Below are 22,599 nucleotides of genomic sequence, written 5' to 3' on the forward strand. Positions count from 1 at the left end.
CGGGACCGGTTCGGTCCCGGGCCACGCGCGTGCTCAGCGGGCCGGACGGCGCTCGTAGTTCCGCCGCGCCCAGAGGTAGCCGGCCAGCGCGATCCCGGCGCACCACGCCGTCGCCACCCAGGCGCTGGAGCCGATCGCGGTGCCGGTGAGCAGGCCGCGCAGCGTCTCGGTCAGCGGGGTGAACGGCTGGTGCTCGGCGAACTCCCGCAGCCCGGCCGGCATCGACTCCACCGGCACGAAGCTGCTGGCGAGGAAGGGCAGCAGCATCAGCGGCATCGGCAGGTTGCTCGCGCCCTCCACGGTCTTCGTGGCCAGGCCCATCGCGACCGCGAGCCACGCCAGCGCGAACGCCGTCATGGCCAGGACGCCGACCGCGGCGAGCCACTCGGCCACGCCGGCGTCGGGCCGGAAGCCGACCAGCAGCGCGACCCCGACGACGACGGACAGGCCCACCAGCGTCTGGACGACGGCGCCGAGGACGTGCCCGGTGAGCACCGACGCGCGGGCGATCGACATGGTCCGGAACCGGCCGACGATGCCCTCGGTCATGTCCATGGCCATCGCGATCGCGGTGCCCTGCGCGCTGCCGGTCACCGCCAGCAGCAGCACGCCGGGCACCACGTAGGTGACGTACTCGGCGCGGCCGCCGGCCGCCCCGCCCAGCCCGGCGCCGAGCGTGCCGCCGAGGACGTAGACGAACAGCAGCAGGAACACGATCGGGACCGCGGCCACGATCAGGGTCAGCGACGGGTAGCGCACCGCGTGCCGCAGGTCGCGGCGCAGCATCGTGCGGCTGTCGGTCAGGGTGTGGGCGAGGCTCACGCCGGCACCTCCTCGGGGGTCGGGCGGCCGGTGAGGGCCAGGAAGACGTCGTCGAGACCGGGCGTCTCGACGCTGAGCGCGGCGACGTCGACGCGGGCGTCGTCGAGGCGGGCGAGCACGGACCGCAGCGCGGGAACGCTGCCGTCGGAGGGCACCTCGAGCTGGAGCCCGGCGGGGTCGGCCGTCCCGGTGCCGAGGACGCGGGCGGCCCGGTCGAGCGCGGCGACGTCGGCGAACCGCAGCCGCACCGACCCGCCGGGGACCAGCCGCTTGAGCTCGTCGGCGGTGCCCTCGGCGACCAGCCGACCGCCGTCGAGCAGGCCGATCCGGTCGGCCAGCTGGTCGGCCTCCTCCAGGTACTGCGTGGTGAGCAGGATCGTCACACCCTCGGCGACCAGCCCGCGGACGACGTCCCACACCGCCCGGCGGCTGCGCGGGTCCAGGCCGGTGGTGGGCTCGTCGAGGAAGACCACCCGCGGGTCGCCCATCAGGCCCATCGCCAGGTCCAGCCGGCGGCGCATGCCGCCGGAGTACGTGGCCGGCAGCCGGTCGGCCGCCTCGACGAGGTCGAAGCGCTCGAGCAGGCCGGCGGCGCGGCGCTGCCCCTCCCGGCGGCCGAGGTGGTGCAGGTCGGCCATGAGCCGGAGGTTCTCCCGGCCGGTGAGCAGGCCGTCCACGGCGGAGAACTGGCCGGTCACCGCGATCGCGGCGCGCACCCCGGCGGGGTCGGTGGCGAGGTCGCACCCGGCGACGGTGACCTCCCCGGCGTCGGCGGGGGTGAGCGTGGACAGGACGTCGACGGTGGTGGTCTTGCCGGCCCCGTTGGGGCCGAGCAGCGCGTACACCGTGCCCTCGGGCACGGTGAGGTCCAGGCCGTCGAGGACGACGGTGGCGCCGAAGGCCTTGCGCAGGCCGGCGACGGAGACGGCGGCGGTCACGGTCGGCTCCCCTCAGGCCCGGCGGACGAGGACGTCGCCGTACGCGGTGCGGGCGTGGATCTCCACGGTCTCCTCCGCGTCGCCGGGCCCCTCGGCCTCGCCGAGCAGGTTGCGGATGCGGCCGGAGCCCGACTGCACGTCGAGCCAGGCCGCCGTCCCCGCGCGCACGCCGGCCTCGACCTCGCCGTACGCGGTCTCGAGCACCAGCGACCCGCGGACCGCCTGGCCGACGCGCACCTGGCCGTACTTGGTGGTGCCGGTGACCGAGCCGAGCGCGCGGTCGACGACGACGTCCCCGCAGGCGGTCTCCAGCCGCGCCGTCCCGGTGACCTCGCCGACCCGGACGTCGCCGTAGGCGGTGTGCACCTCGGCCTCGCCGTCGAGGACCGCCGCGGTGACGTCGCCGCTGGAGGTGCGGGCCCGCACGCTCCCGGCGCGGTCGAGCTCGAGGTCGCCGTAGCGGCTCTCGACCTCGACGGTGCCCAGCCGCCCGGTGCAGGTGATCGACCCGGCGGCGGACCGGGCGACGAGGGACGAGCCCTCGGGCAGGGCGACGTCGACGTCGATCTCCGGGCCGGAGCCGAAGAACAGCAGCCGGGGCCGGCCGGTCGAGCGGACCAGCAGCTCGCCGGCGGTGTACTCGACGACGCAGTGCCCGGCGGCCGCGACGTCGGCGGAGCTGCGCTCGCTGCGCGGCCGGACGGTGACCACCGTGTCGGTCCGCTCGGCGGCCCGGACGCGGACGGTGCCCGCCGCGATCTCGATGCGGGCGCTGATCGGGTGGGGGGTGTCGAACGTGGGCATGGTCTGCGCCCTCCTCGGGGCAGGGGGGATCGCCCCCGGGCCGGTCGGCCGGGGTCGCGGTGCCGTGTCCAGGTGCGGGACGGGACGGGCTAGCGCGCCCAGCCCGTGTAGCTCGAGCCGCCGGTCCACCGGGACCGGCGGCCGTCGTCGGCGGGGCGGGGACGGTCGGCTCGCGTCACCGCGTCGCTGACGGCCCGGACCAGCCACGTGTTGACCGACGAGCCGAGGCGGGCGGCCGCCTCCTCGACGCGGACCTTCAGCTGCTCGGGCAGCCGGAGGGTGATGCGGATGGTGCCGCCGTCGTCGCCGTCGAGGACGGCCTCCGGCGCGGGGGCGTCGTGCGGCTCGGTGGCCGCCGGGGGCGGGGTGACGACGAAGCCGAGCTCGCTGCCGCGCAGCCGCACGTCGACCGAGCCGGGCGCGAGCTGGCCGGTCAGCTCCTCGGCCGCGGCCGACAGCGCGCTCAGCAGGGCCAGCCGGACCGAGGACTCCAGCGGCGCGGTGAGGCGCTCGGCCAGCTCGCGCGCCTCCTCGCCCCCGGGAGCGGCGGCCAGCACCAGCTCCCGGCGGAGCTGCTCGACGAACGGGGTGAGGTCCATGACGTCACGATGACACCATCACGACGTCACGCGCAACCCCGGTGGTGTCACCGTGGTGTCGCGCGGGCCCCGCCGAGCAGGAGCAGGAGCGCCGCCACGAGCAGCGCGGGCTCGAGCACGAAGGCCGCGGTGAGGCCGTGCGCGTCGGCCAGGGCGCCGAGCAGGAACGGAGCGGCGGCCGTGACCAGGCCGCCCAGCAGCTGGGTGCGGGCGTTGGCCCGGTCCTCGTGCCCGCGGGCGGCGCCCAGGGTGAGCGCCAGGGCGAGGGGGTAGAGGTTGGCGATGCCGACCCCGCAGACGAACAGGCCGAGGACGGCGACGGCCGGGCTGTCGGTGAGCCAGAACGGCACGAAGCCGGCCGCGGTCACCGCCAGGGAGGCGTGCAGGAGGGGGATGGTGCGGCCCGGGCGCCGGGTGAGCGCCGCCCCGCCGAGGCGGCCGACGAGCAGGCCCAGGTAGTTGCTGCCCAGCGCCGTCGCGGCGGTGGTGGTCGCGAGTCCCGTGCCGACGAGCACCTCGGTGCCGAAGTAGACGAGGCAGAACTCCACGGCCGTGGCGATCGCGGTCAGGGCGGCGAACAGCCAGGCGGCCAGGGGCAGCGGTCCGGGCCGCCCGGCGACCCGGCGGTCGGCCGGGGCTGGCAGCGGGCGGTGCCTCGAGCGGAGCCACAGCAGGGCGAGGACGAGCGCGGGGAGGGCGAAGGCGGCCCGCCAGCCGGCCGGCCCCGCGGCGAGCGCGCCGAGGGCGAGGGGTGCGAGGACCGCGCACGCCCCGGCGCCGACGTTGGCCTCGGTGAGCGCCCGGTCGCGCCGGGCGCCGTGCCGGTCGGAGAGGACGGCCTGCGTCGCCGTCAGCAGCACGGTGCCGGCCGTGCCCATGACCGCGGCCCCGGCCAGGGTCGGCGCGAGCCCGTTCCCGAGGGTGAACAGCGCGGCGCCGGCGGCGGTGCCCAGGGCCGAGGACCACAGCAGCGCCGAGCGCGACAGCCGGCGGGCCACGGCCGCGAACCCGGCGCCGGCCGCGGCCGCACCGCCGGACCACAGCAGGGAGTAGACGCCCAGCAGCGTGTACGAGAAGCCCAGCTCCTCGCGCAGCAGCGACAGCGCCGGGCCGAAGGCGTACAGCCAGCCGGTGAAGCACCCGAGCACCGCGTAGGCCAGCACGGTCGGCGCGTCCCGGACGAAGCCGCCGTCCCCGCCCGCCCCGGAGGGGGTGACCGCCTGCTCCTCGGCCCTTGTGTATCGATACACACCTAGACTGTACGGGTGGCCAGTCCTCCGGACCACCGGTCGCGCCGGCCGACGATGCGCGAGGTGGCCCGCGCCGCCGGCGTCTCGCCGATGACGGTGTCCTACGTCTACTCGCGGCCCGGCCGGGTCTCGGCCGAGGCGGCGGCGCGGGTGCGGGCGGCGGCGCAGGAGCTCGGCTATCCCGGGCCGCACCCGGCCGCCCGCTCGCTGCGGCGGGGGCGGGTCGGCAGCCTCGGCGTCGTGCTGGGGGAGCGGCTGGGCTACGCCTTCGACGACCCGCAGGCGGCCCGCTTCCTCGCCGGGGTGGCGGACGTCTGCGCCGCCGAGGGGGTCGGCCTCACGCTCGTCCCGACCACCGGGGCGCCCAGCGATCCCGAGCGGGTCGCGCGGGCCGTCGTCGACGGCTTCGTCGTCTGGACCACCAGCGACGACGATCCGGTGCTCGACGCGGTGGCCGACACCGGCCTGCCCGCCGTCGTCCACGCCGGCCCGCACCGCCGCGGCCTGCCGGTGGTCGGCATCGACGACCGCGCCGCCGCCGCGGCGATCGGGCGGGTGGCCTTCGCCGGGGCCCGGCGCCCGGTGGTCCTCGGCTTCCCGCTCGACCGCGACCGCGCCCGCCGGCTGCTCACCGGCCCCGAGGTGGGGGCGGTCCGGTTCCCGGTGACGCGCAACCGGTGGGAGGGCCTGCTCGGCGCCTGGACCGGCGCCGGGCACCCGGCGGCGGAGCTGCGGCTGGCCGTGTGCCCGGTCAACGACGCCGACGAGGGCGAGGCGTTCGCCGCCGAGCTGCTCGCCGGCCCGGACCGGCCGGACGCGATCGCCGCGATGAGCGACGAGTTGGCGCTCGGGGCGCTGCGGGCGGTGGCGGCGGCGGGCCTGGCCGTCCCCGGCGACGTGGCGGTCACCGGCTGGGACGACAGCGACGCCGCGGAGCCGGCCGGGCTGACCACCGTCGCGCAGTCGCTGCGCCGGCAGGGGGCCGCGTGCGCCCTCGTCGCGCTCGGGCGCGCGCCGGAGGTCCCGGCACCGGACGCGTGGCGCGTGGTGGAGCGGGCGAGCACCCGTTGAGCGCGCCGGCCCGCGCCCGGCCGGCGCCGGGCGGGGAGGTGGGGAGGCCTCCTAGGGTCGGGGCGTGCGAGCCGTGGGAGTGACCGAGTTCGGCGGGCCCGAGGCCCTCACCGTCGTCGACGTGCCCGACGAGCCCCTCGGGCCGGGGCAGGTGCGGCTGCGCGTGCGCGCCGCCGCGGTGAGCCCGACCGACACCCACCTGCGCGAGGGCGCCTACGCCGGCCGCGACCCGGTGAAGACCCCGCCGTGGGTGCCCGGCATGGACGCCGCCGGCGAGGTCGTCGAGGTGGGCGAGGGCGTCGACCGGGTGGCCGCCGGCGACGCGGTCATGGCGATCGTCGTCCCCACCGGCGCGCACGGCGGCTACCGCGAGGACCTCGTGCTGCCGGCCGGCTCGGTGGCCCGGGTGCCCGCGGGCGCCGGCGCCGTCGCCGCGTGCACGCTGCCGATGAACGCGCTCACCGCCCGGCTGGCGCTGGACCAGATGGCCCTGCCGCCCGGCTCGGTCGTCGCGGTGACCGGCGCGGCGGGCGCCTTCGGCGGCTACGTCGTCCAGCTGGCGAAGGCCGACGGGCACACCGTCGTCGCCGACGCCTCCGGGGCCGACGAGCAGCTCGTCCGCGACCTCGGCGCCGACGTCGTCGTGCGGCGGGGCGACGACGTGGCCGGGCGGATCCGCGCCGAGTTCCCCGACGGCGTCGACGGGCTGGCCGACGGGTCGGTGCAGGACGCGCTGGTGCTGCCCGCCGTGCGCGACGGCGGGAAGGTGGCCACCGTGCGCGGCTACCGCGGCGACGGGACCGGCCGGGTCGACGTGCTGCCCACGAGGGTGCGCCACTACGCCGAGAACGGCGCCGCGCTCGACCGGCTGCGCGAGCAGGTCGAGTCGGGCGCGCTGACGCTGCGGGTGGCCCGCACCTTCACGCCGGAGGAGGCGCCCGAGGCGCACCGGGCGCTGGCCGCCGGCGGTGTGCGCGGCCGGCTGGTGATCACCTTCTGAGGTCGCGCGCCCGGGCCCGTGTGCCAGGGTGGGGGAGCCCCCGGCAACGGTGCCCGGGGAGGAGCGCGGAGGAGCGGCAGATGGTGCACAGGCTGGTGGTCAGCTACGGGCAGCCGGAGGACCCGGCGGCGTTCGACGTCCACTACCGGGACACCCACGTCCCGCTGACCGTGCAGATGCCCGGCCTGATCCGGTTCACCACCGGCAGCCCGCAGGCGCTCGACCCGCGCCAGTCCGCGCCCTACCTGGTCGCCCACCTGGACTTCGACTCCGAGCAGGCGATGGGCGCGGCGTTCGCCTCCGAGGCGGGCAAGGCGAGTGCTGCCGACGTCCGCAGCTTCGCCAGCGGCGGCGTGACCATGACGCACTACGAGGTGAACGAGGTGCACGTCTCCCGGTGAACGGCGCCCAGGCACTGATCCGCACGCTCGTCGACGCCGGGGTCGACGTCTGCTTCGCCAACCCCGGCACGTCCGAGATGCACTTCGTCGCCGCCCTCGACGACGTCCCCGAGATGCGCGGCGTCCTCACCCTGTTCGAGGGCGTGGCCACCGGCGCCGCCGACGGCTTCGCGCGGATGGCCGGCCGGCCCGCCGCCACGCTGCTGCACCTCGGCCCGGGCATGGGCAACGGCCTGGCCAACCTGCACAACGCCCGCCGCGGCCGGACGCCGATGGTGAACGTCGTCGGCGACCACGGCCGCTCGCACAAGCGGCTGGACGCGCCGCTGGAGTCCGACATCGACGCCCTCGCCGGCACGGTCTCCGGCTGGGTGCGCCGGTCGCTGGCCCCCGAGGACGTCGCCGCCGACGCCGCGGACGCCGTCGCCGCCGCCGCCCGCGGGCAGGTCACCACGCTGGTGCTGCCGGCCGACGTGTCCTGGTCCGAGGGCGCGGCCGTCGCCGAGCCCCGGCCGGTGCGACCGCGGCCGCAGGTGGCGCCGTCGGTGGTGGACGACACCGCCGCGGTGGTCCGGGCCGGCGAGCCCACCGTGCTGCTGCTCGGCGACGACGTCGTCGCGTCGGAGGCGGGGCTGCTGGCCGCGGCGCGGGTGGCCGCCGGCACCGGCGTCCGGCTGATGGCCGAGACGTTCCCGGCGCGGATGGTGCGGGGCGCGGGGCTGCCCGCCGTGGGCAAGCTGCCCTACCCGCCCGAGGTGGCGATCAAGGCGCTGGCCGGCACCCGGCACCTGGTGCTGGCCGGGGCGACCTCGCCGGTGCACTTCTTCGCCTACCCCGGCACGCCGGGCACGCCGGTGCCGGAGGACTGCACCGTGCACGTGCTGTCGGCGCCCGGGGACGACGGCGTGGCGGCGCTCGAGGAGCTCGCCGCGAAGGTGGCCGCCGGCGCCGAGCCGGAGCTGCGCGAGGCCTCCCGCCCGGAGCAGCCGACGGGGCGCCTGACGCCGCGGGGCGTCTCCGCGGTGGTCGGCGCGCTGCTGCCCGAGCGGGCGATCGTGGTCGACGAGGCGATCACCTCCGGGATCGGCATCGTCGAGCAGACCGCGGGCGCACCCCGGCACGACTGGCTCGCCCTGACCGGCGGGGCGATCGGCGACGGCCTGCCGATGGCGGTCGGCGCGGCGGTGGCCTGCCCGGACCGGCCGGTGGTGGTCCTGCAGGCCGACGGCAGTGCGATGTACACGCTGCAGGCGCTGTGGACGATGGCCCGCGAGCAGCTCGACGTCACCGTCCTCCTCTACGACAACGCGTCCTACGCGATCCTCCAGGGGGAGCTGGCGCGGGTGGGGGCCGCCGGCGGCGGGGAGCGGGCCGGGCAGCTGCTCGACCTGGGCGGCCCGGCGCTGGACTTCGTCGCGCTGGCCACCGGGATGGGCGTGCCGGCCACCCGCGCCGAGACCGCGGAGGAGCTGGCCGAGCAGCTGGGCACGGCGCTGCACGAGCCCGGTCCGCACCTGGTGCAGGCGGTGCTGCGGCCGACCGGCTGACACACGGGCTCACCCCCGCGGGGGAACACCCGCCGCATCCGTTCCAGACGCATCCGTTTCGGACCGATGTCCGGCGTGTGTTGATGACCAGCGGCACTGCCGGAGTCGTGGGCGGCCGGCCGGTGGCCGTCGTCGCGTGCGCCCTCCTGCTCGCGGTGGTCGCGCTGCAGGGGCTGCTGCACGGGACGGCCGCCGGCACCGCGCTCTACTTCGCCGTCATCGGGCTGACCGTCGTCGCCGCGTGGGCCGGGGTGCACCGCGCGGGGCGGCGGCCGGTCGCCGTCCTGCTCGCCTCGGGCGTCAGCCTGTCCGCGCTCGCGGACGTCGTCTGGCAGGTGCAGGTGTCGCTGACCGGGTCGGGTGCGGACGTCGGGATGGCCGACCTCGTGTACCTGGGCAGTTACGTCGTCCTCGCCGTCGGGCTCGCGCTGCTGGCCCGGGACCGGCACGTCGACCGCGACCGGCGCGCGGCCGGCTGGATCGACGCGCTGGTCGTGTTCGTGGCCGCGATGCTCGTCGTCTGGGAGCTGTCGATCGCCACGACGGTCCTCGACGCCGGCCTCCCCGTCGTCGACCGCGTCGTCCTCGCGCTCTACCCGGCGCTGGACGCGGCGCTCATCGGCCTGGTCGTGCGGCTGCTGGCCACCCGCCGGCAGGGGGAGCGGACCTCGCTCGCCGTGGCCGCCGCCTGCGCCTGCTGGCTGGTCTCCGACGTCGCCTACCTGCTCGACGCCGATGCCGAGAGCATCGGCAGCTGGCTGGACGCCGGCTGGCTGCTGGGCAGCGCGCTGCTCGCGCTCGCCGTCCGGTGGTCCGCCGCCGGCACCGCCACCACGGGCGGCCCCGGCGAGGACGGCCGGTCGGGCCTGGCCCGCCTGGCCGTGTGCCTGGCCGCGCTCATGGTGCCGCCCGCGAGCGAGCTGGTCACCGACCTGGCCGGCGTCGAGGACGCCTCGGGCGCGGTGGTCGTCGCGATGGGCGCGCTGACCGCGCTGGTCTTCGTCCGCGCCGCGCTGCTGCTGCGCAGCGAGGCCACCGCCCGGGCGCTGGTGCGCTCGCGGGAGCGGTTCGCCGCCAAGCTCACCGCGCACTCCTCCGACGCGGTGCTCGTCGTCTCCCGCGACGGCCGGCTGCTCAGCGACCCCGCGCCGCTGGCCGCGCTGCTCGGGACCGTGACCACCGGCGTCGCCACCCCCGCGGACGCCGTCCGCCTGGCCGGGGTGGACCCCGAGCTGACCGGCGCGCTGTTCGCGCGGGCCCGGGCCGCCGGCGGCAGCGTCGTCGACGCCGAGCTGCCCGCCCGCCACCGCGGGGAGGACCGCTGGATCGGCGTCCGCATGGTCGACCTCGGGGACGATCCCGACGTCGGCGGCGTCGTCGTCCACGTCACCGACGTGACCGGCCGCCGCCGCGCGGAGGAGGCGCTGGCCCACTCGGTGCTGCACGACGGGCTCACCGGCCTCGCCAACCGCGCGCTGTTCACCGACCGCGTGGGCCAGGCGCTGCGCCGCACCGTCCGCGGCGGCGGCTCGGCGGCCGTGCTCTCCCTCGACATCGACGGCTTCAAGGCCGTCAACGACGCCCTCGGCCACACCGCCGGCGACGCGCTGCTGCGCGAGGTGGCGACACGGCTGCGCACCACCGTCCGCGCCGACGACACCGTGGCCCGCCTGGGCGGCGACGAGTTCGCCGTGCTGGTCGAGCAGACCGGCGTCGGCGACGACCAGGCGCTGGTGACCGCCACCCGCGTGCTCGAGGTGCTCTCCCGGCCCGTGGCACTGCCCGGCGGCCCGGTGACCGTGTCGGCCAGCATCGGCGTGGCCGTCGGCCGCGGGGCCGTGGCCGCCGACGCGCTGATCCGCGACGCCGACCTCGCGCTGTACGCGGCCGAGCTCGACGGCCGCAACCGGGTGCAGCGGTTCGAGCCCGGCATGCGCGCGGCGGCGGTGGCCGCCCGCGAGCTGGAGCAGGAGCTGCGCGGCGCGGTGACGCGCGGCGAGTTCCGGCTGGTCTACCAGCCGGTGGTCGCCCTGGCCGACCGCCGGGTGACCGGCTTCGAGGCCCTGCTGCGCTGGGACAGCCCGCGGCTGGGCCCGGTCGGCCCCGACCGGTTCGTGCCGGTCGCCGAGGCGGCGGGCCTCATCGACGAGATCGGCGCGTGGGTGCTGCAGGAGGCGTGCGCGACCGCGGCCGCCTGGCGGCACCTCGGCGCCGGTGACCCGGTGATGGCGGTCAACGTGTCGGCCACCCAGCTGACCTCGCCGGACCTGGTCGGCTCCGTCGCCGCGGCCCTGGCCCGGAGCGGGCTGCCGGCCGGTGCGCTCGTGCTCGAGGTGACCGAGACCGCGCTGGTCGGCGACCCCGAGCGAGCGGCCGCCTGCCTCACCGCGCTGCGCGCGCTGGGCGTGCGACTGGCGCTGGACGACTTCGGCACCGGCTACTCGTCACTGGCCCACCTGCGGCAGTTCACCGTGGACGTGCTCAAGATCGACCGCTCGTTCGTGGGCGCGATCGCCGAGTGCGAGCCGCTGCCGGCGATCGTGCGCGGCACCATCGACCTGGGCCGCACGCTGGGCCTGGAGGTCCTCGCCGAGGGCGTCGAGCACGAGCACCAGGCGCGGCTGCTGGCCGAGGGCCGCTGCGACAGCGCGCAGGGCTGGCTGTTCGCGAAGCCGCTGGAGCGCTGCGACGCCGAGGCGCTGCTCCTCGAGCAGGCCGCGGCGCGCGGCGGGAGGCCGGCGATCGTGCCGCTGCCCCGCGCGCCGCGGGCGCTGACGTCCCCGGTCTGACGCCGGGACGGTCAGCCGGCGGCCCCGGGCGCGGGCTCGAAGGTGACCGTGACGTCGTCGACGCCGAGGGACCGGGCCAGCGTGGTCAGCATGTCGCGGGTGCCGTCCTCGGCGCGGTCGAGCAGGTCGCTGTCCGCGGCGGCCGACTCCAGCCGGTGCTCGGCGAGCGCGAACAGCGCGCTCTCGTCGGTCGGGTCGTCGGCGAACGCGTCGCCCAGCCGCTCCACGAGGCCGCGGTCGCGGTCGAGCACGCGGCTCTCGTCCGGGTCGATCCGGGCCTCGCCGAGCTGCGGGGCCGGGAGGGTGATGGTGGCCGCCGTGCCGTCGGGGGAGAGGTCGACGCCGTCCTCGCCGAGGGCGCCGAAGTCGACGTAGGCGTCGACGTCGCCGGTGGCGAGGAACTGCACCCGCTCGCCGCTGATCGCCGAGGGCACCCAGGCGGTGTCGGTCTCCTGGTCGACGACGACCTGGAAGGTGCCGGTGGCGGCGTGGTACTCGTCGAGGTCGGCGATCGCCAGCAGCAGCGGCCTCGTGCTGCGGTCGACGGTCTCCTGCCCGAACGGCGCCGTCCAGTCGCCCACCCTGTCGGCCACGACGACACCTACCGGGACGACGACGGCGGCGGCGATCCCCGCCTTCAACCATCCGCGGCGGCGCCGTGCCGGCGCGGCGGAGGGAGCGGGGACACGGGACGGGAGCAGGACCGGCATGCGCGCGATCTCCTCGCGGTCGTGGGGGATGTGCCGTACAGCACCCCGCGCGCCGTATCTCTTCCCGCCGGGCGGGTGCGCTCGGGCCGCATCCAGCGTCCGGGAACGCTACAGCGGCGCACCCGCTCGCCGCGCGGCCGCCCGCGAGCCAACGACGACGACCTCGGCGCCGGCGAGCCGGCCGACCCGGTCGAGCGGGTGCTGCGGTCCCGGTCCACCTGGGCCGTCGTCACCGTGAACGGCTACCTGCCGGTTGTGACGACCGGCGGGTCGACGGCGACGCTTCCCTGGGTGTTCGCTGCGACGACGCTGGACATGTGCTGTGACTCGGGTCACAGTCCTCGCGGGGTCAGGGGGAGGCTCTACAGGGCCCTGCGACGGTCACGAGATCAACGGTCAGGTCGACACCGCTCAGCGAGGAGCCCTCATGAACCGTTCAGCACGTCTCGGCCTCGTCCTGGTCGCCAGCGGGACGATGACGCTCGTCGCGTCGCCGGCAGGGGCCCACTCCGGTGGACCGGCGCCGGACGACGGCGCCGGCTGGGTGCCGATCGAGGAGCTGCGCCCCGGCTACTACAACCCGGTCGACATCTCGGCCTGCGGAACGACGGTCACCATGGCCACCGGCGACGTCGCCGACGTGGAGGGCCGCGAGACCACGCTCCCGAACGGAGACCTGCTCTTCGAGACGCGGGGCGAGTGGACCGTCGACCTCACACGCCAGGACACGGGCGAGGTGATCGACGAGCTCGACATCTCCGGCCCCGGGATCGAGGTGATCTCCGCTGACGGGACGCACATCACCGATCACGTGTACGGCCCCTCGATCCTCTTCCCCATCCCGGAGTTCGGGCCGGTCGATGCCGCTGCCTTCGAGGCGGCCGGCCTGCCGGACCTGACGTACTACCGCGAGGGCGTCGTCACGTTCTCCGTCGTCCTCGACCCGGAGACCGGCGAGTTCATCTCCGAAGAGGCCGATGTCGACGCACGCGTCCACGACCTGTGCACGTGGTTCGACGGCGACCGCGGGCACGCCCACGCCCACGCCCACGCCCACGCCCACGCACACCACGGGTAGGGCGCACCACCGGACCGATCGGCGCGCGGGCGGCTGGGGTCCCGCCGGCTCACCCGCCCGGGTGGGGGATCGCCTCACCCGGGCGGGTGGCCGGTGTCCGCGGCCGGGTCACGGGTTGTCCACAGATCGGCTGACCGGGCTCCCGTCCCGGGCCGGGGCCGACCTACGGTCGCTGCCGTTCTGCAACGGGATGTGACGGGGGTGCGGTGCCGACCTCGACGAGTGCCCTGGACGTCGTCGACGGCGAGGTGCGCGAGCTCATCCGGCGCCGCGGGCTCGACCCGTTCACCGACCCCGCGCCGGTCCGCGTGCTGGTGCGCGACGTCGTCGCCGACTACTCCGAGCGGTCCCTGACCTCGGCGCTGCCGCCGATCGGCGACCCCGAGTCCGTGGTGCGCGACGTCCTCGACCGGGTGGCCGGGTTCGGGCCGCTGCAGCGGCACCTGGACGACCCCGAGGTCGAGGAGATCTGGGTCAACGAGCCCGGCCGGGTGTTCGTGGCCCGCCGCGGCCGCAGCGAGCTGACGACGACGATCCTCGGCGCCGGCGAGCTGGCCGACCTCGTCGAGCGGATGCTGCGCAGCTCAGGCCGGCGCATCGACATGAGCCAGCCCTTCGTCGACGCGATGCTGCCCGACGGCTCCCGGCTGCACGTGGTCATCCCGGACATCACCCGGCGGCACATGGCGGTCAACATCCGCAAGTTCGTGCTGCGGGCGCACGGCCTCGACGAGCTGGTCGCCACCGGGACGCTGACGCCGCAGGCCGCCCGCTTCCTCGAGGCCGCCGTCGCCGCGGGCCTCAACGTCCTGGTCTCCGGCGGGACGCAGGCGGGGAAGACGACGCTGCTGAACACCCTGTGCGCGGCGATCCCGGCGCGGGAGCGGGTGATCACCTGCGAGGAGGTCTTCGAGCTCCGCGTCCCGCTGCCCGACGTCGTCGCGATGCAGACCCGCCAGCCCAACCTCGAGGGCGCCGGGGAGATCCCGCTGCGCCGGCTGGTCAAGGAGGCGCTGCGGATGCGGCCCTCGCGGATCGTCGTCGGCGAGGTGCGGCAGGAGGAGTGCCTGGACCTGCTCATCGCGCTCAACAGCGGGTTGCCCGGGATGTGCACGCTGCACGCGAACAGCGCCCGCGAGGCCGTGGTGAAGATGTGCACGCTGCCGCTGCTGGCCGGCGACAACATCGGGCACGCCTTCGTCGTCCCCACGGTCGCGGCCAGCGTGGACCTGGTGGTGCACGTGGCCACGGAGGCCTCCGGCCAGCGCCGGGTGCGGGAGGTCGTGGCGGTGCCCGGCCGCGCCGAGGACGGCGTCGTCGAGCTGGCCGACGTCTTCACCACCCGCGACGGGCGGCTGGTCCGCGCCGAGGGCTTCCCGCCGCACGCCGAGCGGTTCGCCGCCGCCGGGTACGACCTGGCCGCGCTCCTCGGGACGCCCGCGTGGAGCTGACCGGCGCGCTGCTCGGGCTGCTGCTCGGCGTCGGCCTGCTGCTCGTTTGGCGCAGCGGGCCGCGGGCGCCGCAGCGGTCCGCCGGCCCGCGCCGTCCCGGCCGCCGGGCGCGGCTGCTGGCCGAGGCGGGCCTGACCGGGATCAACCCGGCGCAGCTGGTCGCGCTGCAGATCGGCCTCGGGCTGCTGGCGCTCGTCGTCGTCCTGCTGACCACCGGCACGGTGACGGTCAGCCTCACGTTCGGCGTGTTCGCCGCCGCCCTGCCGCACGTGCAGGTGCGCCGGCTGGCCGCCCGCCGCCGCGCCGACCTGCGCGAGGTGTGGCCCGAGGTGGTCGATAACCTGGCCTCGGCCGTGCGCGCGGGGCTGTCGCTGCCGGAGTCGCTGGCGGCGCTGGCCACCCGCGGCCCGGAGGTGCTGCGCCCGCCGTTCGCCCGGTTCGCCGCCGACCACCGCTCCACCGGCCGCTTCGGCGAGAGCCTCGACCGGCTCAAGGCCGACCTGGCCGACCCGGTGGGCGACCGGATCGTCGAGACGCTGCGGGTGGCCCGGGAGGTCGGCGGCAGCGACCTCGGCCGGGTGCTGCGCACGCTGGCCGGCTTCCTCCGCGAGGACGCCCGCGCCCGCGCCGAGCTGGAGACCCGCCAGGGCTGGGTCGTCCAGGCCGCGCGGCTCGCCGTCGCCGCGCCGTGGGCGGTGCTCCTGCTGCTGGCGACCCAGTCGACGACGCTGGCCGCCTACGACTCGCCGCCGGGCACCGCGCTGCTGCTCGGCGGGGGCGCGGTGTGCCTGGTGGCCTACCGGGTGATGCTGCGGATCGGGCGGCTGCCGCAGGACGTGCGGGTGCTCCAGTGAGCGAGCACCGCAGCGAGCGCCAGCGAGCGAGGAGCGGAGCGAACGGGCCGCGGAGCGGCGGGGAGTCACGGTGACGCTGCTCGGGATGCTGCTGGGCGGCGCGGCCGCGGCCGGCGTGCTGCTCGTGGTCACCTTCGCGCCGCCGTTCCGCTCGGTGCGGCTGGTCGACCGGCTGGCGCCCTACGTGCACGACACCCCGCCGCCGTCGCGGCTGCTCGGGACGGCGACCGAGCCCGGGCTGCTCACCGCCGCGCGCCGGGTGTTCGGGCCGGTGGTGACCGACGGCGCCCGGTTCGTCGACCGCGTGCTCGGCGGCCGCTCCGCCGTCCGGCGCCGGCTGGACGCGCTCGGCGGCGAGCGGTCCGTGGAGGACCTGCGCGTCGAGCAGGTCGTGTGGGGCGGGGTCGGCCTGCTGGGTGCGGCGCTGCTGGCGGCGCTCGGCGCGCTGGTGGCCGGCAGCGTCAACGTGCTGTCGGTGGCGCTGCTGTGCCTGGCCGGCCTGCTCGGCGGTGTGCTCGGCCGCGACTGGTGGCTGACCCAGCAGGTGCGCAGGCGCGAGGACCTGCTGCTCGCGGAGTTCCCCGTCGTCGCCGAGCTGCTCGCGCTGGCGGTGACGGCGGGCGAGGGGCCGGCGGCGGCGATCGCCCGGGTCACCCGCCTCTCCGGCGGCGAGCTGGCCCGCGAGCTCGGCGGCGCGCTCGGGCGGGCGCGGGCCGGCGTCCCGCTGACGGCGGCGCTGCAGCAGGTGGCCGACCGGACCTCGGTCGACGCGCTGGCCCGCTTCGTCGACGGCCTGCTCGTGGCCATCGAGCGCGGCACCCCGCTCGCCGAGGTGCTGCGCGCCCAGGCGGCCGACGTCCGCGAGGCCGGCAAGCGCCGGCTGCTCGAGGCCGGCGGCCGCAAGGAGATCCAGATGATGGTGCCGGTCGTCTTCCTGGTGCTGCCGGTCACCGTCCTGTTCGCCCTGTTCCCGGGGCTGATCAGCATCGTCTCGCTGGCGCGGTGAGCGCCGGTGCACAACGGAGGAGGACGACGGATGCGGGCGCTGGCCTGGCTGCTCACGGTGACGGCGGCGGTTGCTGCACGCCTGCGGGACGAGGATCCCGAGCGGGGCGACGTCCCCGGCTGGGTGATGATCACCGTGATGACGGCGGCCCTGGTGCTGGCCATCCTGGTGCCGTTCCGCGAGGCGATCGTGTCGGCGGTGCAGAACGCGCTGGCCTCCGTCACGAATGGCGGCTGACGCTCCTGACACCGCGGCCGACCGCGAGCGGGGCAGCGCCGTCGTCGACTTCGTGCTGGTGTCGGTGCTGGTCGTCGTGCTGCTGCTGGCGGTGCTGCAGGTCGCGGTCTACGTGCACGTCCGCAACGTGGTGACGGCGAGCGCGCAGGAGGGCGCCCGGTACGCGGCCAACGCGGACGTGCCCGCCGAGGCCGCGACCGGGCGGGCGCTGGAGGCGGTGGCGCGGGCGACCACGGCCGGCACCGCCGAGGGGCTGGTGTGCACCGCGGCCGAGGAGGTCGACGACACCGGGCTGGTGCTGGTCAGCGTGCGCTGCAGCGGCGCGGTACCGACGCTGCTGGCGGGCCTGGGCGACCTGCTGCCGCTGGACGTCACCGGCCGCGCGGTGGAGGAGGCCGCGTGAGGTGGCTGCGCGCCCGGCTCGGGTCCGGGGAACGCGGGTCGGCGGTCGTGGAGTTCGTCTTCGTCGCGCTGGTGGTGTTCGTGCCGCTGGTCTACGTCGTCGCCGGGTTCTCCGCGGTGCAGCGCGGGGTGTTCGCCGCGACCGCGGCCGCGCGGGAGGCCGGCCGCGCGCTGGCCACCGCGCCCGACGTCTCCACCGGGCTGGCGCGGGCGGAACGGGCGGCGCTGTTGGCGGTGGCCGACCAGTCGGTCGACGCCACCGACGTGCGTCTGTCCTTCTCTCCTCCAGGCGCCGAGTGCGGGACGGCGAGCTACGCGCCTACCCTCGCACCGGGGGAGGAGTTCGCCGTGTGCGCCACGGTGACCGTGCGGATCCCGCTGCTGCCGGAGTGGATCGACGCCAACACCGCCACCGGGCGGTTCGTCGTCGAGACCGACCGCTACGTCGACCGCTGAGGACCGGCCCCGGTCGTCGCGGCAGAGGGCGGGTCAGCCCATCGTCTTCTGGCCGTCGATCGACTCCCGCAGGATGTCGGCGTGGCCGGCGTGCTGCGCAGTCTCGGCGATGACGTGCAGGAACACCCGCCGGGCCGACCAGCGGGCGCCCGGCTCGAACCAGGGTGCCTCCGGCAGCTCGTGGTCGACGTCCAGGTCGGGCATCGAGGCGATCACCTCGTCGGTGTGCCGCGCCACCTCCTCGTAGCCCGCCAGCACGCTCTCCAGCGTCTCCCCGCGCTCGAGGTGCCAGTGACGGCTGACGACGTCCGGGCCCCAGTTGCGGTGCATCGCCTCGGACCCGCCCTCGGCGAAGCGCACCCACGACGCCTCCGTGCCCGCCACGTGCTTGATGAGCCCGGCCAGGTTCAGCGCGCTGGCGGTCGGCCGCCGGGTCGCCTGCTCGTCGGTCAGGCCGCGGACGGTGAACCGCAGGAAGGCCCGGTGCCGCCGCAGCGACTCGATCAGGTCGGCCCGCTCGCGCGTGAGGGTGGTCGAACCGGTCATGGGATCGCCTTCCGTCGTCCTCTGGGGGGTCGGTGGCGACGCTAGGGGGAGGGAGCGCCCGGTGGGACGGATCGGCATCCGCCGACGTCCTCGGGGCAACAGAACTGTCACACCCGCGACCTAACGTGCAGCTCACAGGCACAGGACGCGGAGGTCGCGATGAGCCCGACCATCACCAGCATCGACCAGATCGACCTCGACATCTCGGTCGCCTACATCGCGCTCGGCGTCGCCCGCACCTCGTGGGACCGGTGCCCGAGCGGGGAGAACGCCCGGGCCGTCGACGAGGCGGAGGCCTGCGTGAACCGTCTGCTCGACGAGCGGTTCGCGGCCCAGCAGTGACCCGCCGCGAGGAGTGCCCCGTCGCCTGACGAGGGCGGTGCGGGCCCTGCAGCGAGGGATGTCCGGCTCCGGCCCGTCGTCGGGTGTCTACTCGTGCGCAGGGACCGCCAGGACATGGCCGACGCCCGTGAGTAGCGGTGACGACGACGCGCGCCGCCGTCCGCCGGGGCGTCGTCGCCCTCGCCGCCGTCCTCGTCTACCTGCTGGGGGCCGTCGTCGCGCTGGGGTGCGTCGCCGTCCTGGCGTGGTTCCTCGGGCCGACGTCCGAGGCGCTGATCAGCCGGCAGATGGACTGACCGGCCTACGGCAGGGGCTCGTAGCAGTCGAAGGTCTCGTGGTCGACGACCCGGCCGTCCCGGACGGTGAGCAGCGCGGCCACGTGCGCGACCAGCTCCTGGCCGGCGCGGTGGGGGCCGGCGTCGACGCCGACGGTCCCGCGCCACGTGGCCCGGACGGCGGCCCGCGGGCCGGCGGTGACCACCTCGTGCACGTCGAACACCTGCTCCCGCAGCAGCGCCTTGCCGGCGCGGAAGCCGGCGAGCGTCCCCTCGAGGTCGCGGACGGCGCCGCGCGGCGTGACGGCGTTCGGGTGCTCCACCACCCGCAACTGCGCGCCGAGCAGCGGGCGCAGGTCGTCCTCGGTCGCGGTGAGGTCGGAGACGGTGGCGTAGTAGCGGCGGACGACCGTGGCGACGTCCGTGTCCGGTGCCGTGGTTGTCATGACCGCACGCTTGCACAACCATGGTTGTGTGTCCAGGTCCCCGGAGCTCGACCTCGCCTCCGTCCTCTCCCTGCTCGGCGCCGCGGTCGACGACGCCGTCCTCCGGGCACTCGACGGCACCGGGCTGCGCCGCGGGCACGGCTACCTCGTGCAGCGCCTGCTGGCCGGCCCCGCCACCGCGACGGAGGTGGCCGCCGAGCTGGGCGTCAGCCAGCAGGCGGTGTCGAAGACGCTCAGGGAGCTGGCCGACCTCGGCTACGTCGGGCCGGCCGGGGACGCCGAGGACCGGCGGTGGCGCCCGGTGGCGCTCACGCCGGCCGGGCGGCGGGTGGTGCAGGTGGCCCGGGAGACCCGCGCCGACGTCGACGCGCGGGTGCGCGCGGCGGTCGGCGACGAGCGGTTCGAGGCGTGCCGGGACGTGCTGCTCGACGCGCTCGACGTCCTCGGCCTGGGCGAGCAGGTGCGCCGCCGGGCGGTGCGGCCGCCCGACGGCGCGCTGTAGAGGGGAGGGCGGTCAGCCGCCCCAGGGCGCGTAGTCGGTGCCGCCACCCAGCGCGGTGAGCACGATCATCCCGGCGAAGGCCAGCGCGATGAAGGTGACCACGATCGCGAACAGCAGCCAGCCGCGTTCCTCGATGCCGCGCTTCTCCGGGGTGAGCGGGGTGGCCGGGGCGTCGGAGGGCCGCTGGACCTCCTCGGCCGGGGCGGGCGCGCCGGCGACGGCGGGCTGCTCGGCGGCGGGCGGACGATCGGTGGAGGCGGTCATGGCGACTCCCTGGGGTGGCGCCTCGGGCGCCGCGTGATCGGCGTCCGGCCCCGACGCTAGGACCGCCGCCCGGCGCCGCGGAGGGTCCTTGGGCCCTGCCGCCGCGGCCCTCGGTCAGCGGAGCCGGCCCGCGGCGGGCCCCACACCTCCTGGGACGGTCGCTCGTTGTGTTCCACGAGCGCGTGACCGGTGCGCGCCGGAACCGTGGGGAGACGTGACCCTCGATGACGAGGTCCCGACTGCTGACCGCCCTGACCACGGCCCTGGCCACCGCCGCGGCCGCCGTCCTCCTGGGCACCGGCACCGCCGGCGCCGCGCCCGCTCCCGCCGACACGGGCGAGTTCGCCCCGCTCGACCGGCCCGGCCCGAGGTTGTCGGTGCCGCGGGTCGACGTCGACGCGAGCCTGTCCTGCAACGGCTCCCTGCGCGGCCTGGCGCAGGACCCCGTCCTGCTGGTGCCCGGCACGACCATGGACCCGCAGGTCGGCTTCGGCTGGAACTACACCCGCGCGTTCGACCGCAACGGCTGGCGCTGGTGCACGGTCACGCTGCCCTCCGACGCCACCGGCGACGTCCAGGTCGCCGGCGAGTACCTGGTCCACGCCATCCGCACGATGGCGCAGCAGTCGCGCCGCGACGTCGACGTCGTCGGCTGGAGCCAGGGCGGGATGGTGCCGCGCTGGGCGCTGCGGTTCTGGCCCGACACCCGCGCCCTCGTCGACGACGTCGTGGGCCTGTCGCCGTCCAACCACGGCACCATGCTCTCCGGGGTCACCTGCGGGGACTGCAACCCGGCGTTCCACCAGCAGGCGGTCGGGTCGCGGTTCCTGCAGGCGCTCAACAGCGGCGCGGAGACCTTCGCCGGCGTCGACTACACCGTCGCCTACACGCTGGCCGACGAGGTCGTCGTCCCCAACGCCCTGACGCCGAGCTCGCCGCTGCGCACCGGCGCCGGCGCGGTCGCGAACATCGCCGTCCAGGAGGTCTGCCCGGCGGACGCGGCCGACCACTTCGCCATCGGCAGCTACGACGCCGTGGGCTACGCGATCGTCGCCGACGCGCTGACCCACGACGGGCCGGCGGTGCGCTCGCGGATCCCCGCGACCACCTGCCTGCAGCCGTTCCAGCCCGGCGTCGACCCGCTCACCTTCCCCACCGACCACGCCGCGTTCCTCGCCTACGCGGGCGACAGCGCGGGCAACGCGCCCGACGTCCCGGAGGAGCCGGCGCTCGCGCCGTACGTGTACCGCTGACCGGGGTGGCCGCCCGGGCACCGGGCGGCCACCCCGGTCGGGGTCAGCCGCCGCGCTCGACCTCGGCCTGGACGATGCCGCCGATCGCGGTGCGCAGCGCCGCGTTCGCGGTGTCGCCCTCGGCGAGCGCGGTGCGGGCGTCCTCGGGCAGCAGGGACGGGTCGACGTCGTCGAGCCAGCTCACGTCGTCGCCGTTGCGGCGGCCCACCTGCAGCCCGTCGTCGCCCTGCCGCAGCACGTACGTCTCGCCGTCGATCTCGAGTGTCAGGTCGTCGCTCATGGGCGGCCCCTACCCGGCGCGGCCCGGCGCACGCACCCGGAGGATGGCCGTCGTGGACGTCGTCGAGGTGGTCGTCACCGGGCCGGACGCCGACTGGCTGGCCGGCTACACGCGGACCCTGGTGGAGGAGCGGCTGGCCGCCTGCGGCCACCAGCTGACCGCGATCCGGTCGGTGTACCGGTGGGCGGGGGAGGTGCACGACGACCCGGAGGCCCGCGTCGCGCTGCACACCCGCGCCGCGCTGGTGCCGGCGATCGTCGCCCGCACCGCCGAGCTGCACCCCTACGACGTCCCGTGCGTCATCGCGCTGCCGCTGGCCGGCGGCGGTCCCGACTACCTGCGCTGGGTGGTCGCCGAGACCCGCGAGCCCTAGGGCACGAGCACGAGCTTGCCGCGGACGTGGCCCTCGCGGCTGCGCGCGAACGCCTCGGCCGCCCGCTCGAACGGATAGGTGCCGGCGACCGGCAGCTGCAGCCGGCCCTGCCGCACCAGCCCGGCGACCTCGGCCAGGCGGGGCGCGGCGCCGGAGCTGGACGACGTCACGTGCACCCCGAGCCCGGCCGCGCCGAAGTCGGCGATGGTGACCACCCGCCCCGGGTCGCCGGTGAGCGTGATCAGGTCAGGCACCGACCCCCGCCCGGCGGTGTCGACCGCGCCGTCCACCCCGTCGGGGGCGAGCTCGTGCACCCGGTCGACGAGGCCCGCGCCGTAGGTGGTCGGCAGCGCGCCGAGCGAGCGGACGAAGTCGGCGTTGGCCGGCGACGACGTCCCGACGACCGTCAGCCCGCGGCTGACGGCGACCTGCACGGTCACGCTGCCCACGCCGCCGCTCGCGCCGTCGACGACGACCGTGCGGCCGGCGTCCAGCCCGAGCAGGTCGAGCACCCGGACGGCGGTCTCCCCGGCCACCCCCAGCCCGGCGGCGACCTCGAACGACACCTCCGGTGGCTTGGGCACCCACCCGGTGAGGACGGCGTGCTCGGCGGCGGTCCGCCGGCCCAGGCCGAGCACCGCGTCGCCGACCCGCACCCCGGTCACGCCCTCGCCGACCTCGTCCACCACCCCGGCCGCGTCCACGCCGGGCACGGCCGGCCCGGCCGGCCGCTCACCGCGGGCCATCAGGCCGGTGACCTGCTTCCAGTCGAACTGGTTCACGCTCGCCGCGCGGACGGCGATCCGGACCTGCCCCGGCCCGGCGTGCGGCTCCTCGACCTCGGCGACGTGCAGGACGTCGGGCTCCCCGTACTCGGTGTAGACGACGGCGCGCATGCCGCGC

The 22,599-nt window shown here is 76.6% G+C and carries 28 protein-coding genes; 17 read left to right on the forward strand and 11 right to left on the reverse strand.

The genetic code is table 11. From position 1 onward, the window contains the following. Positions 1–33: 33 nt before the first annotated feature. The 5 genes from ACI796_RS10885 to ACI796_RS10905 all read right to left on the reverse strand — a co-directional run bounded on the left by ACI796_RS10885 (position 34) and on the right by ACI796_RS10905 (position 4,413). Complete coding sequence (locus tag ACI796_RS10885) at positions 34–822, reverse strand: ABC transporter permease (protein WP_456941244.1); 789 nt, start codon at positions 820–822, stop codon at positions 34–36. Beyond that, positions 819–1,760, reverse strand: a complete 942-nt coding sequence (locus ACI796_RS10890) for an ATP-binding cassette domain-containing protein (protein ID WP_456941245.1) — start codon at positions 1,758–1,760, stop codon at positions 819–821. Before ACI796_RS10890 ends, ACI796_RS10885 begins: the two co-directional genes overlap by 4 nt. A gap of 12 nt (positions 1,761–1,772) precedes the next feature. Then, entirely contained in the window at positions 1,773–2,564 is a 792-nt protein-coding gene (locus ACI796_RS10895; RefSeq protein ID WP_456941246.1) for a DUF4097 family beta strand repeat-containing protein, read from the reverse strand. A gap of 89 nt (positions 2,565–2,653) precedes the next feature. After that, positions 2,654–3,163, reverse strand: coding sequence for a hypothetical protein (locus ACI796_RS10900; protein WP_456941247.1), 510 nt, complete (start codon positions 3,161–3,163; stop codon positions 2,654–2,656). Between the two features lie 47 nt (positions 3,164–3,210). Next, a complete protein-coding gene (locus tag ACI796_RS10905) occupies positions 3,211–4,413 on the reverse strand; it encodes an MFS transporter (RefSeq protein WP_456941248.1) in 1,203 nt (400 codons plus the stop codon). Positions 4,414–4,428: 15 nt separating this feature from the next. On the opposite strand from ACI796_RS10905, the gene ACI796_RS10910 reads away from it, so the two are divergent. From ACI796_RS10910 to ACI796_RS10930, 5 genes are all read left to right on the forward strand, one after another. Beyond that, complete coding sequence (locus ACI796_RS10910) at positions 4,429–5,484, forward strand: LacI family DNA-binding transcriptional regulator (protein ID WP_456941249.1); 1,056 nt, start codon at positions 4,429–4,431, stop codon at positions 5,482–5,484. A gap of 64 nt (positions 5,485–5,548) precedes the next feature. Further along, positions 5,549–6,484 carry an NADP-dependent oxidoreductase gene (locus ACI796_RS10915; protein WP_456941250.1) on the forward strand — a complete coding sequence of 312 codons (936 nt, stop codon included), beginning with the start codon at positions 5,549–5,551 and terminating at the stop codon, positions 6,482–6,484. 80 nt (positions 6,485–6,564) lie between these two features. Beyond that, positions 6,565–6,885: an EthD family reductase gene (locus tag ACI796_RS10920; protein ID WP_456941251.1), complete on the forward strand. Its 321-nt coding sequence runs from the start codon at positions 6,565–6,567 to the stop codon at positions 6,883–6,885. Beyond that, on the forward strand, positions 6,882–8,432 hold the full coding sequence (locus tag ACI796_RS10925; protein ID WP_456941252.1) for an acetolactate synthase large subunit: 1,551 nt from the start codon (positions 6,882–6,884) through the stop codon (positions 8,430–8,432). The genes ACI796_RS10920 and ACI796_RS10925 overlap by 4 nt, the downstream gene beginning before the upstream one ends. A gap of 83 nt (positions 8,433–8,515) precedes the next feature. Continuing rightward, entirely contained in the window at positions 8,516–11,221 is a 2,706-nt protein-coding gene (locus ACI796_RS10930) for a putative bifunctional diguanylate cyclase/phosphodiesterase (RefSeq protein ID WP_456941253.1), read from the forward strand. Positions 11,222–11,232: 11 nt separating this feature from the next. Here ACI796_RS10930 and ACI796_RS10935 read toward each other — a convergent pair whose 3' ends face one another. Further along, positions 11,233–11,814 (reverse strand): DUF4230 domain-containing protein, encoded by a 582-nt coding sequence (locus tag ACI796_RS10935; protein WP_456941254.1) that lies wholly within the window; start codon positions 11,812–11,814, stop codon positions 11,233–11,235. Between the two features lie 544 nt (positions 11,815–12,358). Here ACI796_RS10935 and ACI796_RS10940 point away from each other — a divergent pair. The 7 genes from ACI796_RS10940 (at position 12,359) to ACI796_RS10970 (ending at position 17,415) form a co-directional block, all read left to right on the forward strand. Further along, positions 12,359–13,009, forward strand: a complete 651-nt coding sequence (locus ACI796_RS10940; RefSeq protein WP_456941255.1) for a hypothetical protein — start codon at positions 12,359–12,361, stop codon at positions 13,007–13,009. Positions 13,010–13,215: 206 nt separating this feature from the next. Continuing rightward, positions 13,216–14,460, forward strand: coding sequence for a CpaF family protein (locus ACI796_RS10945; protein ID WP_456941256.1), 1,245 nt, complete (start codon positions 13,216–13,218; stop codon positions 14,458–14,460). Further along, positions 14,451–15,314, forward strand: coding sequence for a type II secretion system F family protein (locus tag ACI796_RS10950; RefSeq protein ID WP_456941257.1), 864 nt, complete (start codon positions 14,451–14,453; stop codon positions 15,312–15,314). Before ACI796_RS10945 ends, ACI796_RS10950 begins: the two co-directional genes overlap by 10 nt. 70 nt (positions 15,315–15,384) lie before the next feature. Next, positions 15,385–16,320 (forward strand): type II secretion system F family protein, encoded by a 936-nt coding sequence (locus tag ACI796_RS10955; RefSeq protein ID WP_456941258.1) that lies wholly within the window; start codon positions 15,385–15,387, stop codon positions 16,318–16,320. 30 nt (positions 16,321–16,350) lie between these two features. Next, positions 16,351–16,557, forward strand: coding sequence for a hypothetical protein (locus ACI796_RS10960; protein ID WP_456941259.1), 207 nt, complete (start codon positions 16,351–16,353; stop codon positions 16,555–16,557). Next, positions 16,547–16,960 (forward strand): TadE/TadG family type IV pilus assembly protein, encoded by a 414-nt coding sequence (locus ACI796_RS10965; protein ID WP_456941260.1) that lies wholly within the window; start codon positions 16,547–16,549, stop codon positions 16,958–16,960. Before ACI796_RS10960 ends, ACI796_RS10965 begins: the two co-directional genes overlap by 11 nt. After that, the gene (locus tag ACI796_RS10970) at positions 16,957–17,415 is read left to right on the forward strand and encodes a hypothetical protein (RefSeq protein ID WP_456941261.1); all 459 of its coding nucleotides are present in this window, start codon (positions 16,957–16,959) and stop codon (positions 17,413–17,415) included. The genes ACI796_RS10965 and ACI796_RS10970 overlap by 4 nt, the downstream gene beginning before the upstream one ends. Before the next feature lie 33 nt (positions 17,416–17,448). On the opposite strand, the gene ACI796_RS10975 is transcribed toward ACI796_RS10970, so the two are convergent. Beyond that, positions 17,449–17,961 (reverse strand): DinB family protein, encoded by a 513-nt coding sequence (locus tag ACI796_RS10975; RefSeq protein ID WP_456941262.1) that lies wholly within the window; start codon positions 17,959–17,961, stop codon positions 17,449–17,451. A gap of 159 nt (positions 17,962–18,120) precedes the next feature. Here ACI796_RS10975 and ACI796_RS10980 point away from each other — a divergent pair, with 159 nt between their 5' ends. Next, positions 18,121–18,303 carry a hypothetical protein gene (locus tag ACI796_RS10980; RefSeq protein WP_456926199.1) on the forward strand — a complete coding sequence of 61 codons (183 nt, stop codon included), beginning with the start codon at positions 18,121–18,123 and terminating at the stop codon, positions 18,301–18,303. A gap of 137 nt (positions 18,304–18,440) precedes the next feature. After that, entirely contained in the window at positions 18,441–18,599 is a 159-nt protein-coding gene (locus ACI796_RS10985; protein WP_456941263.1) for a hypothetical protein, read from the forward strand. Between the two features lie 5 nt (positions 18,600–18,604). On the opposite strand, the gene ACI796_RS10990 is transcribed toward ACI796_RS10985, so the two are convergent. After that, positions 18,605–19,024: a nuclear transport factor 2 family protein gene (locus ACI796_RS10990; protein WP_456941264.1), complete on the reverse strand. Its 420-nt coding sequence runs from the start codon at positions 19,022–19,024 to the stop codon at positions 18,605–18,607. Between the two features lie 28 nt (positions 19,025–19,052). On the opposite strand from ACI796_RS10990, the gene ACI796_RS10995 reads away from it, so the two are divergent. Next, a complete protein-coding gene (locus ACI796_RS10995) occupies positions 19,053–19,526 on the forward strand; it encodes a MarR family winged helix-turn-helix transcriptional regulator (protein ID WP_456941265.1) in 474 nt (157 codons plus the stop codon). A 12-nt stretch (positions 19,527–19,538) separates the two neighbouring features. On the opposite strand, the gene ACI796_RS11000 is transcribed toward ACI796_RS10995, so the two are convergent. After that, positions 19,539–19,790 (reverse strand): hypothetical protein, encoded by a 252-nt coding sequence (locus ACI796_RS11000; protein WP_456941266.1) that lies wholly within the window; start codon positions 19,788–19,790, stop codon positions 19,539–19,541. Between the two features lie 224 nt (positions 19,791–20,014). Between ACI796_RS11000 and ACI796_RS11005 the strand changes: the two genes are divergently transcribed. Next, positions 20,015–21,043, forward strand: coding sequence for a lipase family alpha/beta hydrolase (locus tag ACI796_RS11005; RefSeq protein ID WP_456941267.1), 1,029 nt, complete (start codon positions 20,015–20,017; stop codon positions 21,041–21,043). A 43-nt stretch (positions 21,044–21,086) separates the two neighbouring features. Here ACI796_RS11005 and ACI796_RS11010 read toward each other — a convergent pair whose 3' ends face one another. Next, positions 21,087–21,323: a hypothetical protein gene (locus ACI796_RS11010; protein WP_456941268.1), complete on the reverse strand. Its 237-nt coding sequence runs from the start codon at positions 21,321–21,323 to the stop codon at positions 21,087–21,089. Positions 21,324–21,375: 52 nt separating this feature from the next. Here ACI796_RS11010 and cutA point away from each other — a divergent pair, with 52 nt between their 5' ends. Beyond that, positions 21,376–21,696: a divalent-cation tolerance protein CutA gene (gene cutA / locus ACI796_RS11015; RefSeq protein ID WP_456941269.1), complete on the forward strand. Its 321-nt coding sequence runs from the start codon at positions 21,376–21,378 to the stop codon at positions 21,694–21,696. Here cutA and ACI796_RS11020 read toward each other — a convergent pair. Next, on the reverse strand, positions 21,693–22,592 hold the full coding sequence (locus ACI796_RS11020) for an NADP-dependent oxidoreductase (protein ID WP_456941270.1): 900 nt from the start codon (positions 22,590–22,592) through the stop codon (positions 21,693–21,695). The genes cutA and ACI796_RS11020 overlap by 4 nt on opposite strands. Positions 22,593–22,599: the final 7 nt, after the last annotated feature.

This window comes from Geodermatophilus sp. SYSU D00525 (assembly GCF_054050475.1).